The organism is Vibrio sp. GJ43-1 (assembly GCF_055808835.1).
On record NZ_CM147884.1, the window covers coordinates 1,368,003 to 1,383,438 of the forward strand.

Annotated in this window: 8 protein-coding genes, 6 pseudogenes, 1 riboswitch and 1 other annotated feature; of the genes and pseudogenes, 12 read left to right on the top strand and 2 right to left on the bottom strand. The window is 43.5% G+C overall.

All coding sequences use genetic code 11. The features are described from left to right. The first annotated feature begins 62 nt into the window (after positions 1 to 62). Positions 63 to 1,365 (top strand): annotated as a pseudogene (locus AC0L66_RS06625) (inosine/guanosine kinase). A 58-nt stretch (positions 1,366 to 1,423) separates the two neighbouring features. Here AC0L66_RS06625 and AC0L66_RS06630 read toward each other — a convergent pair. After that, positions 1,424 to 1,831 (bottom strand): H-NS family histone-like protein, encoded by a 408-nt coding sequence (locus AC0L66_RS06630; protein WP_265673422.1) that lies wholly within the window; start codon positions 1,829 to 1,831, stop codon positions 1,424 to 1,426. Positions 1,832 to 2,502: 671 nt separating this feature from the next. Next, positions 2,503 to 2,685, top strand: a riboswitch (Lysine riboswitch). A gap of 131 nt (positions 2,686 to 2,816) precedes the next feature. On the opposite strand from AC0L66_RS06630, the pseudogene AC0L66_RS06635 reads away from it, so the two are divergent. The 11 genes and pseudogenes from AC0L66_RS06635 (at position 2,817) to AC0L66_RS06685 (ending at position 14,359) form a co-directional block, all read left to right on the top strand. Continuing rightward, positions 2,817 to 4,420, top strand: a pseudogene (locus AC0L66_RS06635) (Na+/H+ antiporter NhaC family protein). A gap of 230 nt (positions 4,421 to 4,650) precedes the next feature. Then, positions 4,651 to 4,785: a sequence feature (His leader region), on the top strand. A gap of 42 nt (positions 4,786 to 4,827) precedes the next feature. After that, a complete protein-coding gene (gene hisG, locus AC0L66_RS06640) occupies positions 4,828 to 5,724 on the top strand; it encodes an ATP phosphoribosyltransferase (protein WP_265673424.1) in 897 nt (298 codons plus the stop codon). 5 nt (positions 5,725 to 5,729) lie between these two features. After that, positions 5,730 to 7,027, top strand: a pseudogene (gene hisD / locus AC0L66_RS06645) (histidinol dehydrogenase). After that, entirely contained in the window at positions 7,027 to 8,079 is a 1,053-nt protein-coding gene (gene hisC / locus AC0L66_RS06650) for a histidinol-phosphate transaminase (RefSeq protein WP_265673577.1), read from the top strand. The pseudogene hisD and the gene hisC overlap by 1 nt, the downstream one beginning before the upstream one ends. Positions 8,080 to 8,106: 27 nt before the next feature. Further along, entirely contained in the window at positions 8,107 to 9,180 is a 1,074-nt protein-coding gene (gene hisB, locus AC0L66_RS06655; protein WP_473568805.1) for a bifunctional histidinol-phosphatase/imidazoleglycerol-phosphate dehydratase HisB, read from the top strand. After that, the gene (gene hisH / locus AC0L66_RS06660; RefSeq protein ID WP_265673427.1) at positions 9,180 to 9,803 is read left to right on the top strand and encodes an imidazole glycerol phosphate synthase subunit HisH; all 624 of its coding nucleotides are present in this window, start codon (positions 9,180 to 9,182) and stop codon (positions 9,801 to 9,803) included. The genes hisB and hisH overlap by 1 nt, the downstream gene beginning before the upstream one ends. A 126-nt stretch (positions 9,804 to 9,929) precedes the next feature. After that, positions 9,930 to 10,671: pseudogene (gene hisA / locus AC0L66_RS06665) on the top strand (1-(5-phosphoribosyl)-5-[(5-phosphoribosylamino)methylideneamino]imidazole-4-carboxamide isomerase). Between the two features lie 470 nt (positions 10,672 to 11,141). After that, positions 11,142 to 11,912 carry an ABC transporter ATP-binding protein gene (locus AC0L66_RS06670; protein ID WP_265673429.1) on the top strand — a complete coding sequence of 257 codons (771 nt, stop codon included), beginning with the start codon at positions 11,142 to 11,144 and terminating at the stop codon, positions 11,910 to 11,912. A 130-nt stretch (positions 11,913 to 12,042) separates the two neighbouring features. Further along, positions 12,043 to 12,815 (top strand): annotated as a pseudogene (locus AC0L66_RS06675) (ABC transporter substrate-binding protein). 122 nt (positions 12,816 to 12,937) lie between these two features. Further along, positions 12,938 to 13,679, top strand: a pseudogene (locus tag AC0L66_RS06680) (ABC transporter permease). A gap of 2 nt (positions 13,680 to 13,681) precedes the next feature. Beyond that, positions 13,682 to 14,359 carry an ABC transporter permease gene (locus AC0L66_RS06685; protein WP_265673432.1) on the top strand — a complete coding sequence of 226 codons (678 nt, stop codon included), beginning with the start codon at positions 13,682 to 13,684 and terminating at the stop codon, positions 14,357 to 14,359. A gap of 119 nt (positions 14,360 to 14,478) precedes the next feature. Here the strand turns inward: AC0L66_RS06685 and xthA are convergent, their stop codons facing one another. After that, on the bottom strand, positions 14,479 to 15,285 hold the full coding sequence (gene xthA, locus AC0L66_RS06690) for an exodeoxyribonuclease III (protein WP_473568808.1): 807 nt from the start codon (positions 15,283 to 15,285) through the stop codon (positions 14,479 to 14,481). Between the last annotated feature and the right edge of the window lie 151 nt (positions 15,286 to 15,436).

Here is a 15,436-nt window from a genome sequence, read left to right on the forward strand (position 1 = left end):
TGCTCTGATGATCTATACAGAGTTAGAATTGCCGCCTTCTTTTTCCCTAAGCAGATTACGTTATGAAATTCCCTGGCCAAAGAAAATCCAAGCACTACTTTCCCGTTCATGCTCGCGACCCATTAGTGAGCCAAGCGCAAAGCAGTAAAAAAATGTCTAAAACGCATATTGTCGGTATTGACCAAACCTTGGTTGATATTGAAGCGAAAGTAGACAGTAGCTTGATCGAAAAATATCGTTTGAGTAAAGGACATTCATTGGTTATTGATGATAAAGCCGCGGAAGCTTTATACACGGAGTTAAAGGAAAAAGAACTCATCACCAATGAATTCGCGGGTGGAACGATAGGGAATACATTACATAACTTTTCTGTACTCGCGGATGATAAGTCGGTGCTATTGGGTGTGATGAGCTCAGATATTAAGATTGGTAGCTACGGGTACCGTTATCTGTGCAATACATCAAGCCGCATGGATCTTAACTATTTGCAAGGTGTTGATGGTGCGATAGGGCGCTGCTTCACTCTTATTACTGAAGACGGCGAGCGTACGTTTGCAATTAGTGAAGGGAAAATGAACCAGCTTAAGCCGGAAAGTATCCCTGAAAATATCTTCAAAAAAGCGTCAGCGTTAGTATTAACCGCTTATTTAGTGCGTTGTAAACCGGGCGATCCAATGCCAGAAGCGACCATGCAGGCGATAGAGTATGCCAAAAAATATAACGTGCCAGTGGTACTAACGTTAGGGACCCGTTTTGTTATTCAAGACGACCCTGAATATTGGCAGGATTTTTTAAAGCAGCATGTCACCGTTGTTGCGATGAATGAAGATGAAGCAGAAGCTCTGACTGGAGAAAGCGATCCTTTAGCGGCATCGGATAAAGCGCTAGAGTGGGTAGATTTAGTTCTGTGTACCGCAGGCCCAATTGGGTTATTTATGGGGGTATACAGAAGATGATGCTAAGCGAGAAACATCATTACCACTATTGCCTGGTAGTATTGCGGAATTTAATCGTTACGAGTTTAGTCGCCCCGCGGTAAAAGCAGAGTGTAATAACCCAATTAAAGTGTATTCTCATATTGCACCGTATATGGGCGGCCCAGAGAAAATTAAAAATACCAATGGTGCGGGCGATGCAGCGCTTTCAGCATTATTGCATGACATGGCAGCAAATAAACACCATAGAGAAAATGTGCCTAACTCTAGTAAGCATCAATATCAGTTTTTAACGTACTCATCTTTTTCACAAGTATGCAAGTATTCTAATAGAGCAAGTTATGAAGTGTTGGTTCAGCATTCGCCAAGGTTGTCGAGGGGTTTACCAGAAAGAGAAGACAGCTTAGAAGAAGCGTATTGGGAAAGATAATAAAAAAGCGCCGTAGGGCGCTTTTTTTATATAACTCTAGTTCTATTAGAATAGAGAATTAAAGTTCAAATTCTTCTAGAGACTTACCAGCATCTAACGCAGCTTGAATTACTGATGGAGTACGGCCTTGACCAGTCCATGTTTTTTCTGCGCCATTACCATCAACATATTTGTATTTTGCAGGGCGTGGTGCACGTTTGCTTTTGCTTTTTGCTTTTGATTCACCAGACAATGCTGCAATTAAATCTTCAACGTCGATGCCATCTTTAGCAATCATTTGAGCGTATTCGCTTAGCTTAGCTTCACGAGCTTCTCTTTCTGCTCTTTCTTCTTTTTCAGACTCTTGACGCTCAGAGACAACAAGCGTTAATTTTTCTAGTGCTTCTTCAAGTTGCTCAATCGTTAGTTCACGAGCAAATGCACGCAGGCTACGAATATTAAGCAAAGTTTTGGTTAATTCAGACATGACAATTCCCATGATTTATTTTGTTCGAGATTAATAATAAACGTCATTTTCTATATTGACAATAAAATAGCTGTAACAAAAGTAAAAATAGATTAATTTTTACAGGAAATTGATAAAAGAATGAGAAACAGCTCTAAATGTAACGTGTGATTACATTAATAGTCATGGTTTAACAATGTTTTTAATGATACTGCGAGCGGTATCAATACGAGTTCACTAGATGGTAGATAGCGTGGTTGCATATTTGTCTATCATCTTTCAGGGCGTTTAAATGGCGTGAAAGTTACACTTCTAAGTGAACTAAAGTAAATAGTAAATGTCGGGCTTAATTATGCTAAATGTCTATAGTTCGTGTACTTTAGGGAGTGAGCAAACATTAACGCTCTATTATTTATTTAGTATCAGCTATTAGAGTTCCGAAGAGTAGCGCGTCCAAACGTACAATGTTGTTGCAATACCGCTACGAAATATAGTGATAATTGTCGTCGTAGTCTTTTGGAATCATACTCCATTTCTAAATAATCTCAGCCATACCTCTCTCTATCTATAACAACTCATTCACAATATTGATGTTGCAATTGACTGTTCAGTAAGTACAATGGCGCGCACCTAATGCAAAAGTAAGAATTTTCTTCTAATGCTACACTTGTAGGATTAGTGGTAAACGTTACTTTTGATGTAGAGGTGCGACTGCGAAAAGTACTTGTCGTTGGGGTGATGCCAATGGACGACAACAAAAGGCGCAGTCGCCGAAGTGAGAATAGAAGATCACGCTTTCTCGCTGGGGTTGTCTCTGAAAGGAACAACACTGCCATAGTCTATTATTTGTTAAACTATGGAGCGCTACTGTAGGGGTTGGGAAAGCATTCGCTTTTCTTTCGCTTATTCAACATTTGTTGAAATCTGTATGTGTATACCCAAAACGGGTGTTTACATATGTCTGCAGTAGATCTCTAACCATAATTAAAACTGGTTTTTGAAGATCATGAACTTAATCGATTTTGCTTCCTCACCATTGTCATTGCTGCCGCCGATCGTAGCTTTGAGTTTGGCTATTATCACACGTCGCGTTTTACTCTCTTTAGGAGTAGGTATTGTTCTCGGTGCCTTCCTTCTTAATGATTACTCTGTTGCCAATGCCGCAGGTTACGTCTTTGATACTGTTTCTGGTGTCATCATTGAAGACGGTGGCTTGAATCTTTGGAATATGAGTATCGTCGGCTTCTTATTGTTGCTTGGTATGATGACGGCACTCCTCACCTTATCCGGTGGTACAAAAGCATTTGCTGAATGGGCGCAGTCTCGCGTAAAAAGCAAGCGCGGTTCCAAATTACTGGCAGCATTCCTTGGCGTTTTCATTTTTGTTGATGACTACTTTAACAGCCTTGCGGTTGGCGCCATTTCACGCCCAGTAACGGATCGCTTTTATGTGTCACGTGCGAAGCTTGCCTACATTTTAGACTCGACAGCCGCCCCAATGTGCGTATTGATGCCTGCTTCTAGCTGGGGCGCTTATATCATGACGATTGTCAGTGGCATCCTAATTAGTCATGGTATTACTGAATACTCGGCAATTGGTGCTTATGTTCGACTCATTCCAATGAATTTTTATGCTGTCTTTGCGTTACTAATGGTGTTTGCTGTAGCTTGGTTCCAACTTGATGTTGGTCCAATGCGTAAACATGAGATGCGCGCTAAGCAAGGGATTGGTTTTGATCATGACCAAGAAAACGACGCAAAAGAAGCACACGAACTAAACGAAGAGCTTGATATTAAAGAAAGCGACTTTGGGTCAGTATCTGATCTTGTTCTTCCTATCGTCGTGCTTATCTTTGCCATGGTCGGAGCGATGCTATTTACGGGTAGCCAAGCCCTAGCTGCTGACGGCCTAGCGTTTAATATGTTAGGGGCATTTGAAAATACCGATGTAGGTATGTCACTGATTTACGGTGGCAGTGCTGGTCTTGCAATGGCGATTTATACGGTAGTGAAGCAAAAGCTAGCCGTAAAAGATATCGCACTAACGATGTGGATTGGTGCTAAATCGATGTTTGGTGCAATTCTGATCTTGTTCTTTGCATGGTCAATTGGCTCTGTGATTGGCGATATGAAGACCTATGCTTACTTGTCGTCTACCGTTCAAGGCAATATAGATGTTCATTGGTTGCTTAGGTGATTTTGTTCCTATTGGCTGGCTTGATGGCATTTTCAACCGATACGTCATGGGGTACGTTTGGCATTATGTTACCAATTGCGGGTGACATGGCTGGTGCGACGGATATCGCTATGATGTTACCAATGTTAGGTGCGGTACTGGCTGGTTCGGTATTTGGTGACCACTGTTCACCCATTTCAGATACGACGATTTTGTCTTCAACAGGTGCTCGTTGTAATCACATTGACCACGTATCGACTCAGTTGCCATATGCATTGTCCGTCGCTGTTGTGTCTTGCGTCGGTTTCATCGCGCTAGGTATGACAAATTCGGTTTGGATATCATTCGCTGCAGCTAGCGTAACCTTTGTATTAGTTTGTTGTGTACTTTCTGCGCTATCTAAAGCTCGAATGACAAAAGACGTTAAAGCGTAACTGATATCTTTTATCGTGATGAGTAGATTAAAAAGAGCCTATTAGGGCTCTTTTTTTGACTCGCTGCAACGAGAATGACATCGTGAGTGCGTCCAATTGGGTTCGAACTAGATTAAATTTTAAAAAACTGCAAATTAATTGTTGAAAATTTAACTGAGCTTAGTTAGTGTGAAGTCACAGCTCAAAAGGAATCGCCAAATAACTATGCGTAATAACGATATGAACATTCATCATCACCATCATCACCCAATCTAGTCTTTCGGGAGATGCACGCATACCTGAGAGCTAAAAAAACTCTCGGTGGTTCGAAGCAAGATTTAAGAATTTAACCCTCGGGAGACTAAAGCTCCCGAGGGTTTTTTCGTTTTATAATTTAAGAAATCAATAATTTGCACAGGGATACAGCAATGCAATCACAACGCCTAAGAATCGCAATTCAAAAGAAAGGTCGTCTTAGCAGAGACAGCCAAGACCTACTAAAAAAATGTGGAGTGAAGTTCAATGTCATGGGTGAGCGCCTTGTGGTTCATTCACTAAATATGCCAATAGATTTGTTATTGGTGCGTGATGATGACATTCCTGGGCTCATCATGGATGGTGTCGTTGATCTGGGCTTTATTGGTGAAAATGAATTAGAAGAAGTGCGTTTAGACCGTATAGCACTGGGTGAGCCCAACGAATTTCTTACGTTGCGCCGTCTCGATTTTGGTGGATGCCGTTTATCCATTGCGATTGATAAAGACGAAACGTATAACGGACCACAAGATTTGGCAGGTAAGCGCATTGCCACAACATACCCTCAACTTCTGAAATCTTATATGGATGAGCAAGGCGTGAACTTCAGTGCATGTATGCTAACCGGTTCGGTAGAAGTGGCCCCCCGAGCTGGGCTTGCTGATGCGATTGCCGACTTAGTTTCAACAGGCGCAACGCTAGAAGCTAACGGCTTAAAAGAAGCGGAAGTGATTTTCCGTTCTAAAGCGACGCTGATTCAGCGTAAAGGTGAGTTTGATGCGGATAAGTTAGCGCTGATTGAAAAGCTGCTGACGCGTATGCAAGGTGTGCAGCAAGCGAAAGAATCCAAGTACATTATGCTACATGCCCCAGTTGAAAAATTAGAACAGATTAAAGCGTTGCTGCCTGGTGCAGAAGATCCAACGGTATTACCGCTATCTACTGACAAAGAGCGTGTTGCCGTTCATTTAGTCAGTACCGAAAACTTGTTCTGGGAAACAATGGAAGGCTTAAAAGAACTGGGTGCGAGTTCAATACTCGTGCTGCCAATTGAAAAAATGATGGGGTAAAGACTATGAGAACCGTTGTATGGCGCTCACTGAGCCAATCCCAACAAGAATCAATTTTGGAGCGCCCCGCTATTGCTGACGGAGCGAATATTACCGCTGCTGTGTCTTCAGTCATTGAGCAGGTGCGCCAAGGCGGCGATAGCGCGGTATTAGCGTTGACCGAAAAGTTTGATAGGGTTCGCCCGGACTCTATTCGAGTGTCTAGTGACGAGATTGACGCAGCCTCAGGTCGCCTTTCCGCGAAAATGAAGCAAGCACTAGAGCAAGCGTATGCCAATATTTCAACCTTTCATAAAGCGCAGAAGCCACAACCACTGAAGGTGGAGACGCAACCTGGCGTGGTTTGTGAGCAAGTGACGCGCCCGATTAATAAAGTGGGTTTGTACATTCCTGGTGGAAGTGCGCCATTGCCTTCCACGGTATTAATGTTAGGCGTACCAGCACAAATCGCGGGATGCCGGAAGGTCGTGTTGTGTTCGCCACCCCCATTGCTGATGAAATTTTGTATGTGGCTAAACTCTGCAAGATTGACGAAGTTTATAACATCGGCGGTGGTCAGGCGGTCGCGGCAATGGCTTATGGGACAGAATCGGTAGCCAAAGTGGATAAGATCTTTGGTCCAGGCAATGCCTATGTTACAGAAGCGAAGCGTCAGGTGAGTAATGATTTTCGTGGTGCGGCAATTGACATGCCAGCGGGTCCTTCTGAAGTGCTGGTTATTGCCGATGATAGTGCCGATCCAGAATTCATCGCCGCAGATCTGTTGAGTCAAGCGGAGCATGGTCCAGATTCTCAGGTTGTTTTGGTGACACCATCAGCCGTCTTGGCCGATCAAGTCACAGAAGCGGTACGTAACCAACTCAAAGATCTGTCGCGTGCAGAAATTGCAGAGAAAGCATTAGGGTCAAGCTTGGTGATTATTGCTGACTCGCTAACTCAATGTGTGTCTATTTCGAATTATTACGGCCCAGAACATTTAATTGTACAAACTAAAAACCCGCGTGAGCTGCTGTCGTTACTCGATAATGCGGGCTCTATATTCTTAGGTGATTGGTCACCGGAGTCGGTTGGAGATTATGCGTCCGGAACCAATCACGTGTTACCCACGTACGGTTACACAAAAACGCACTCTAGCTTAGGTCTAGCAGATTTCTCAAAACGCATGACCGTACAAGAGCTGTCAAAGCAGGGGCTAGAGCTACTCGCGCCAACCGTGGTAACAATGGCTGAAGCAGAAGGGTTAGATGCACACAAACGAGCAGTGACAATCCGTGTGGAAAAGTTGATGCAGGAGCAGAAGTGATGGAAAAATTGGCTCGTAAACAAGTTCAAGCGTTAACGCCTTACATGTCAGCAAGACGAATTGGTGGCAGTGGTGATATTTGGTTGAACGCCAATGAATCACCCTTTGATAACGAATACAAAACAGATTTCGCTCGTCTTAATCGCTACAGCGAATGCCAGCCGAAAGCTCTCATCGAAGCTTACGCCTCCTATGCGGGTGTTGAGGCGAATCAAACGCTAACCTCACGTGGTGCAGATGAAGGTATTGAGCTATTGATACGTGCTTTTTGCGAACCAGGGGAAGACAGTATTTTATATTGTCCACCAACCTATGGTATGTATGCCATTAGCGCTGAAACCATCGGTGTTGAGCGAAAAGTCGTGCCACTCACTGCCGATTGGCAGCTTGACCTTCCAACGATTGAAGCAAACTTAGACACGGTTAAGCTCGTGTTTGTCTGTAGTCCAAATAATCCAACGGGGAATTTGGTCAACCGTGATGACATTATTACCTTGCTTGAAATGACAAAAGATAAAGCAATTGTCGTAATGGATGAGGCGTATATTGATTTTTGCCCTGAAGCCTCAACGGCGGACTTACTGGCGGATTACCCGAATCTGGCGATTTTACGAACGCTATCCAAAGCATTTGCGCTTGCTGGTTTACGATGTGGCTTTACCTTGGCGAATGCGCCGTTAATTAATGTTCTTCTAAAGGTTATTGCGCCATACCCAGTGCCTGTCCCCGTCGCTGATATTGCGATTCAAGCATTATCAGAAAGCGGGTTAGCAAGGGCTAAGTACCAAGTGTTGGACCTGAATGCCAACCGTGCGTATTTGCAAGCTGGTTTGTCAATGCTACCGGGAGTCTTGGTCCATGAAGGGTGGGGAAACTACCTGTTAGTTGAGTTCACCAATGGTGACGAACTATTCAAAGCCACTTGGGACAACGGTATTATTTTACGTAATTCACCAATTGAAAACTGTGTACGTATCAGTGTTGGTAATCGCGAAGAGTGCGAGAAAACGTTGGCATTTATCCGCAATCAAATTAATCAAAGCGCTGCCTAACAGAGCATACTGACAAGGAATTTTATAGTGAGCAATCAACAAAAAATCTTATTTATCGACCGCGATGGCACGCTGATTGTCGAGCCGCCCGTTGATTTTCAAGTCGATCGTTTGGATAAGCTGAAATTAGAACCGTATGTGATCCCAAGTTTGTTGGCATTGCAAAATACGGGTTACCGACTCGTGATGGTAACCAATCAGGACGGACTGGGTACCGACAGTTATCCCCAAGCTGATTTTGATGCGCCACAAGATATGATGATGGAAATCTTTGAATCGCAAGGCGTCAAGTTTGACGATGTCCTTATTTGCCCGCACTTCGATGAAGACAACTGTTCATGCCGCAAGCCAAAGCTGGGTATGGTGAAAGAGTATTTACAAAGTGGCAAGGTCGATTTTAAAACATCGGTTGTTATCGGTGACCGAGAGACCGATTTGCAGCTTGCCGAAAATATGGCAATTCGTGGCATCCAATATCATCCGCAAACGATGGGCTGGAGAGAGATCCTAAAAGATCTCACGGTTAACGCTCGTACAGCAGAAGTCATAAGAACGACAAAAGAAACCGACATTAAGGTGTTAGTTAACCTTGATGAAGCTTATGGCAACGAGATTTCGACCGGAATGGGCTTCTTCGATCATATGTTGGATCAAATTGCCACACACGGCGGTTTCCAAATGAAAATTGATGTGAAAGGTGATCTACATATCGATGATCATCACACGATTGAAGATACGGCGTTGGCACTCGGTCAGGCGTTGAAAGAAGCGTTAGGTGATAAGCGTGGTATTGGTCGGTTTGGATTCAGTTTACCGATGGATGAATGTTTAGCGCAATGTGGACTCGATTTGTCTGGACGTCCATACCTTAAATTTGAAGCGGAATTTTCCCGCGAACAAGTTGGCGATTTATCTACCGAGATGGTCGTGCACTTCTTCCGTTCGCTAACGGACACTTTAGCGTGTACGCTGCACCTTTCGTCATCAGGCCACAACGATCACCACATTATTGAGAGCCTCTTCAAAGCATTTGGTCGAACCTTACGTCAGGCGATTAAAGTGGAAGGTACCGAGCTCCCGAGCAGTAAAGGGGTGTTGTAATGGCTAAAGCAGAACAAAAAGTCGTTATTATTGATACTGGTTGCGCTAATGTATCTTCGGTTAAGTTTGCGATTGAGCGCCTTGGTTACCAGGTCACAATATCAAAAGATGCCGATATCGTCCTTGCCGCCGATAAACTGTTTTTACCCGGTGTCGGCACGGCGAGTGAGGCGATGAAAAACCTCGAACAACGGGATCTTATTGAACTTGTGAAAAAGGTCGAGCAACCGCTGCTCGGAATTTGTTTGGGCATGCAGCTGCTTGGAAAACTCTCACAAGAGAAAGGGCAAAAAGCGGACGAAATAGTTGAATGTCTAGGGCTTTGCTCTGGCGAAGTTAAAAAACTGGAAACTGGTGACTTACCCTTACCACACATGGGCTGGAATACCGTGAAGGCGGATGAAGGAAATCCTTTATTCTCGGGTATTGAAGATTCTGAGTATTTCTACTTTGTGCATAGCTTTGGTATGCCAGTAGGTGATTATACCATTGCGCAGTGTGATTATGGTTTCCCTTTTAGTGCTGCTATCCAAAGTGGTAACTATTATGGTGTGCAATTTCACCCAGAGCGCTCGTCTAAAGCTGGCTCAAAGCTAATCCAGAATTTTCTTGAGTTGTTATAAGGCGTTTATTCTCTATAAGAACGCCAACTTATCAGCATTGCTATGTGGGTTGATAGGCAGCGCAAAGCGCGCTATTTAAGATGAGTTAAAAAATATTAGTTAAAAATTAGTGAAAGGGACTTAACAGTGATAATTCCAGCACTCGATTTAATCGAAGGACAAGTCGTTAGACTTTATCAAGGCGACTATGGTCAAGTGACCGAGTATAAGGTTGATCCTGCGCAGCAGTTCAACCTCTATCATCAAGCGGGCGCAGACTGGTTGCACCTTGTTGACCTTACTGTGTGCTAAAGACACCACGGCACGCCAATTGGATTTAATTGCGACCTTGCTTGCGAGCACACCTGCCCATATACAGATTGGTGGAGGGGTTCGTAGTGAGCAAGATGTGGTGGATCTATTAGAAGCCGGTGCTCAGCGTGTTGTCGTCGGTTCGACAGCGGTCAAAGAACCCGAACTTGTGAAGGGATGGATGGAAAAATATGGTCCTGAAAAAATCGTCCTTGCGCTCGATATTAACATTGATGCCGATGGCGTCAGAAATGTCGCTATTTCGGGCTGGCAAGAAGACTCTGGGGTGACCATCGAAGCGCTTATTGACGATTATTTGACCGTTGGCTTAACTCATGTGTTATGTACCGATATTTCACGTGACGGGACGCTAAAAGGCAGCAATGTAGAGCTTTATGTCGACTTGTGTCAGCAATACCCGCAAGTCCAGTTTCAGTCATCAGGTGGTATTGGTAGCTTAGATGATATTGCCGCTTTGAAAGGCAGTGGTGTTTCCGGGGTCATTGTTGGGCGCGCACTGCTTGATGGCCAATTTACTGCCGAGCAGGCCTTCTCATTGTGGAATACGGCAGCATAACAGCCAGCAAGTCACCAAAATAAAAACAGCACGTCTAATGTGCTGTTTTTTTATGCGTGCAAGATAGCGTCGACCAACAAAACGCTACTCAAGTCTCACTTCTATCAATAAGCGGGTAGATCATAAGTTCTGCTAATAATGGATAAGTTAGGCTAATGTACTAATTATCCATCAGGTTAATAGGCATAAACTCCAATATTGACTGGTTTTATGTAACATTTTGGAAATATATCAAATTGATTTTGATAATGAACGCTAAGTGACTAGATTTGCATCTATCGGCTACTATTATTCACAAAGTCGAGGTTAAAGCACTTTAACATGCATATTTTCTCAGTTATAATCGCTGAATTAGCGAGTATATTAGGTTAATAATTTGTTGCAAACCGCACTTTGTAGTGCTAGCTTGTATCGAATATCAAAAGGTCGGAGTACCTTCGCAGTCAATAAAATACAGGGAGCACAAGCGCATGAATGATGTACCAGCGCTGGACATAAAAGAACTGCACAAGACGTTTGGTCAAAATGAAGTTTTAAAGGGGATTTCCCTTACCGCTCATAAAGGTGATGTCATTTCAATCATTGGCTCATCGGGCTCTGGAAAAAGTACATTTCTTCGCTGCATTAACCTTCTAGAAACACCGACTCAGGGCGAAATCTGGGTAAACGGTGAACTGATTCAAATGAAAAATAATCGCTCTGGCGAATCTGTGCCTGTCAATGAAAAGCAGGTGCAGCGTATTCGTTCACGTCTTGCGATGGTATTTCAAGGGTTCAATTTGTGGTCTCACATGACGGTACTAGAGAACGTCATCGAAGCACCCATTCATGTACTGGGTGTCCCTAAAGCTCAAGCTATTGAAAACGCAGAATTACTTCTTAAAAAGGTCGGTCTTTACGAACGCAAAGATTACTATCCGGGTCATCTATCTGGTGGTCAACAACAACGAGCAGCCATTGCGCGTGCACTTGCTGTTGAACCTGAGGTCATGTTGTTTGACGAGCCGACCTCTGCACTGGACCCTGAGCTTGTTGGGGAAGTCTTAGGTGTTATGCGTGACCTAGCCGAAGAAGGGCGAACAATGCTAGTAGTAACACATGAAATGGCATTTGCACGTGATGTGTCTAACCACGTGATGTTTCTTCATCAAGGGCTGGTGGAAGAGCAGGGCGATCCTGCGCAGCTTTTTACTACACCAAAATCGGAACGTTTAAAACAATTTATCTCTTCGATATATTAATTTGAGAGCATCTCTATTTTGAGTGCGGCTCAAAATAACGATAAAAAGCAACACAACACAACACAACACAATACAATACAAAAACAAAATAATGTAAGTTAGAAATAATCTAAATCACAGGAGTATGGAAATGAAAAAGTGGTTATTAGCAGCAGCGATTGTTGCAACAGCAGCAACTGGGGTAGCGCAAGCAAAGGAATGGAAAACAGTGCGTTTTGGCATTGAAGGTGCGTACCCTCCGTTTAGCTGGACAGAAGCTGATGGGTCATTAAAAGGTTTCGACGTTGACATGGCGAATGCGCTTTGTGAAGAGTTGAAAGCAAAATGTGTCATCGTTCCTCAAGATTGGGATGGCATTATTCCTTCGTTATTGGCTCGTAAATATGACGCAATCATTGCTGCAATGTCGATTACTGAAGAACGTAAAAAGAAAATCGATTTCACCTAAGCAAATACGCACTGATCCCGAACAAATTTATTGCTAAGAAAGGCGCTGGTATTGATTTTGAAAATCTAAATGGCGTCAAAATCGGTGTGCAACGTGCAACCACTCATGATAAATATCTCACGGACAACTTTGGCGACAGCGTTGAAATTGTACGTTATGGATCATTCGATGAAGCGTACCTTGATTTAGGTAATGGTCGTATTGCTGCTGTCCTTGGTGATGCGTCAGCATTGGAAGACGGCGTACTTAAGAAAGAAGGCGGAGAAGCATACGAATTCGTTGGTCCTTCTTTGACGGATCCAAAATGGTTTGGTGACGGCTTCGGTATCGCAGTACGTAAACAAGATAAGGACCTCACTAAGCAATTGGATGCGGCAATCCTGTCATTACGTGAGAAAGGTATATACCAAGATATCGCTGCAAAATACTTTAACTATGACGTATACGGTGAGTAATTTACTTATCTAATTACGCTTTGATAAGGCTTGAGTGTTATCTCAAGCCTTTTTACCAAATAGGGCTCGATAACGTATTTGGTAAGTTTATCAATATTTAAGTTTCGCTGTTGGAAGAAGCTATGCTCGATTTACAAGGATATGAAGCCTCTATTTTAAAAGGGGCAGTGTTGACGATAGAAGTAGCGGTACTGTCGCTCATTCTTGCCATGCTTTTGGGCATGTTAGGTGCGTTGGCTAAACTTGCTCCTTATCGTTGGGCACGCGCGATAGCCACGCTATATACAACTGTTATTCGCGGCATCCCGGATTTGGTGCTGATGATGTTGATCTTCTTTGGCGGACAGATCTTACTTAATAATAGTCTGTATGCGGCCAATGAATGGCTCAATAACTGGTTCACATCCAGTGATCCTAATCATGAGTGGACGTCATATTTACCCGATTATATTGATGTTTCGCCATTTATTGCCTGATGTTCTTACCATCGGTTTCATCTTCGGTGCGTACATGGCGGAGACCTTTCGGGGCGCTATTATGGCCGTTGATAAAGGTGAAATGGAGGCAGCAAAAGCCTACGGTATGAGTGGACCAATGGCGTTTCGACGCATTTTATTGCCACAAATGATCCGACATGCATTACCCGGTTTCGGCAACAACTGGTTAGTACTATTGAAAACCACCGCACTTGTTTCCATCATTGGGTTGGAAGACATGGTACGAGTGAGTTCGTTAGCGGCAGGATCGACTAAGATGCCATTTACGTTTTACATGACGGTCGCCCTAATATTTTTGTTTTTTACCGCAGTATCGACAGGCTTTCTCAAGCTGGTTGAGCGCAAATTCAGTATTCATACGAGGTAGATATGGACTTTTCTATCATTATCGACAGTTTTCCTGTTTACCTTGACGGACTATGGACGACGGCATGGCTGGTTTCATTGGCATTAGTGATTGGTTTGTGTGTTGCTATTCCGTTGGCGATTGCTCGTAATAGTAATAACTATTTGGCGATAGCACCTTCGTGGGCATTTATCTATTTTTTCCGTGGTACGCCGTTATTAGTCCAGTTGTATCTTATTTACTATGGTATGGATCAGTTTTTCCCCGTCAAAGACACGTTGTGGGAAAACGCATGGTTTTGTGCGTTAGTCGCATTTGTATTGAATACTTCAGCGTATACCGCGGAGATTATTCGAGGTGCCATTAATGGCTTACCAAAAGGGGAAGTTGAAGCGGCGAAAGCTTATGGGATGGGGTACTGGAAAACCTATCGTCGAATTATTTTGCCAAGTGCGCTACGTCGTGCGCTTCCTGCTTATAGTAACGAAGTGATCTTCATGTTACATGGTTCTGCTGTGGCTGGCATTGTCACTATTATGGATCTAACGGGAGCGGCAAGGTTGGTGAACGCTCGCTATTATGCCCCTTTTGAGTCGTTTTTAGCCGCTGGTATGTTTTATATGGCGCTGACGTTTATCATTCTCTGGGTATTTAAAAATGCTGAGAAACGTTTCCTAGCGTATTTACGCCCATTAAGCTAATTTACTGAAATAGCAAATAAGTAATAAAAAGCGCCGCGGTTGAATGCCGCGGCGCTTTTTCTATTGGCCTATGCCTCATGAGCGGATGCTATCTCGCTTTCTATAGCGCCACAGTAGCCTTATTTAAATGTCGACCAAATAGGTGCGTGATCAGAAGGTTTCTCGATGCCGCGCAGCTCGTAGTCAATACCCGCTTCGATACATCGGGTTGATAGCGATGGCGTCGCTAGCACGACATCAATACGTAGCCCTCTGTTATCAACAAATCCTTTTGAGCGATAGTCAAACCATGAAAATTGATCATCAACATTTGGGTGTAACTGGCGGAAAGTGTCAATAAAACCCCAGTCAAGCAGACGCTTTAGCCACTCTCGTTCTTCTGGTTGAAATGAGCATTTGCCCGTTTTGAGCCAGCGCTTTTGGTTAGGCGCGCCGATGCCAATATCTAAGTCAATCGGGCTGATATTAATATCACCCATGATGATGACGTCGTCTTCAGGTGTATGGTATTCGTCTAAATACGTCATTAAGTCGTTGTAAAACTCACGTTTATACGGGAACTTAGTTTCATGGGTGATGTTGTCACCCTGAGGAAAGTAACCATTGAGCACCGTTACTTTCTTGCCATTATCATTATCAAACGTCGCCATGATCATACGTTTTTGGTGGTCGTCATTATCTGTAGGAAACCCGTATTGCACAGACGTTGGCTTTTGCTTACACAGCATGGCGACGCCATAGTGCGCTTTTTGACCATGAAAATAGACGTGATAGCCCATGGCTTCGACGTCTTCAATAGGAAAGGCATCATTGTGTACTTTGATTTCTTGTAGTCCGATGACATCGGGTTGGTGTTTATCAATGACGGCTTGCAATTGATGCAATCGAGCTCTAAGTCCATTGATGTTAAAACTGATGACTTTCATTGGAGATGGTCCTGTATTTTTTCCGATCCGATAACAGAAATATTAGCATTGTCATAGAGATGGGTATACTTCAAATTATTGAGTTACAAGTGTAATAATGTTGTAATAAAAAGCTCAATAAAAAGGATGTTCTGTCGATAACATGCCTACA